Origin of the sequence: Gordonia sp. NPDC062954 (assembly GCF_044543825.1) — a bacterium.
In the GTDB taxonomy this organism is placed as follows: domain Bacteria; phylum Actinomycetota; class Actinomycetes; order Mycobacteriales; family Mycobacteriaceae; genus Gordonia; species Gordonia tangerina.
This window is the reverse complement of the sequence record NZ_JBITWL010000072.1, coordinates 1-1646: the sequence shown is the minus strand read 5'-3', so window position 1 is coordinate 1646 and position 1646 is coordinate 1. Positions and strand designations below refer to the sequence as shown.

At 65.4% G+C, this 1646-nt stretch carries 1 protein-coding gene; it reads right to left on the bottom strand.

What is annotated here, in order from left to right:
• Nucleotides 1-150 precede the first annotated feature (150 nt).
• On the bottom strand, nucleotides 151-1527 hold the full coding sequence (locus ACIGKQ_RS25325; RefSeq protein WP_396575181.1) for an IS1380 family transposase: 1377 nt from the start codon (nucleotides 1525-1527) through the stop codon (nucleotides 151-153).
• Between the last annotated feature and the right edge of the window lie 119 nt (nucleotides 1528-1646).

Here is a 1646-nt window from a genome sequence, read left to right as displayed (position 1 = left end):
CCTCGATCCACCGATCGGCTTTTTAAAGTGTCGTGAAAGGTGTTGAGCACCTTTGGCCCGGGTGGCGGGCGCGTGGGAGTTGCCGATCTCTGATGTCGGCTTGTTTCACTGGGTTTCGGGTTCGGGGCCGCTGGGCCGGGCGGTTAGGGGTCAGGCTGACTGTTTTCGGCCGATCGTGTTGTTGAACAACAGGTTCCATTCGGTTTCCCACGGCCATCGGGCGGGTAGGTGCATGGTGATGCGTCGCGCTGAGGAGGCGATGCGTGCGGGTATGCAGATCAGGGTGCGGCGGACCGTGGGTGTGGTGGCTTTGGCGAGGCGTTTCCCGCCGAGACAGGCGGCGGCGCGGGTGAGGTTGAAGGCGATGACCGCGCAGACCAGCCAGGCGGCGTTGGCGTTGAACTTCCCCGATGGCAGATGCGCCAGTGCGGAGGCTTTCAGGTCGGCGTGGACTTGCTCGATGATGGCGTGTGCGCGGTGGGTCTTGTCGGCGGTGACGGTATCGAGGTCGCTGGTGGTGAAGAAGGCGTGAAAGCGCCACACATCGAACAAGCCGTCTGCCTCGGGCGCGAAGTCGGGGATGCGGCGTACCACCAGCCGGCCGGGCACCTGCAGGCGCTTGGCTTTGGAGGTGAACGCGGTGAACTCGATTTCGGCGACCTCGGCCCGTGACACCCACCGCTCGGTGTCGGGGTCGTAGATGGCGTCGGTGTACTCGATCGTCGTCCACGCCTCGGCGGGAATGTCGCTGATCGCCGCCCGGATGCGCGGGTCTTGGCGCACGGTGACTGACACCTGCGCGCCGGCCCGGATTGCGGTGTTGACCGCACGGTGGCCGTAGAACGCGGAATCCGCCCGCACCAGGACTGGTCCCGACGCGTCAGCGCTGCGTAGGCGCCGCACGCTGGCCAGCGTGTCGGCGATCAGCCGATGAGCCCCACGCGCGGAACTGCACGTCCCTCTACGGAGGCGTTGAGCCGCGATCACCGGTGCCCCATCACCACAGGTGAGGGTAGTGATAGCCGAGTTCAGCCCACGCACCCGGGTGTAGCCGAACCCGGCACCTTGTTTGGCCGGGCCGTGGACTTCGATGATCGAGTCATCGATATCGACCATCACCGGCCCATCGATCCCGGCCAGCACCGGGGTGTGGGCATGCAGGCCGGACAACACGCGGGTGGCGATCGCATCCATCTGGCGGACATGCCCGAACCGGAACTCGCGCAGAAACGACCCCAACGTCGACGGGGCATACGGGTGATCGAACACCTTCCCCATCGCGCCGTGCCGCAACACCGCCATGTCGTCGATGCTGTCCGCGCCGGCCACCATCCCCGCGACCAGCGAGAAAACCTTCCGATCAGGGTTGGCGCCCTTGTCGGTGGGCACGCTCAAGTACTCGCGGGCCAACTCTGACAGGCCGGCGCGGTCGGCCAGCGTCATCACCGGCACCAACCCGGCCGCGCCGAGGAGATTCGGATCATCACAGGATGCAGACCGGACCGGATGACTGTGAGACAATCGCATCTACGAGATGCCCTTCTGCGTGTACGGATGGAACCCTAAGCAAGTCCCATTCTGTCACTCAGACAGGGCATTTCGCCTATCCCGCACCGACCGAGCGCATACGAATCGGTGGATCGAGG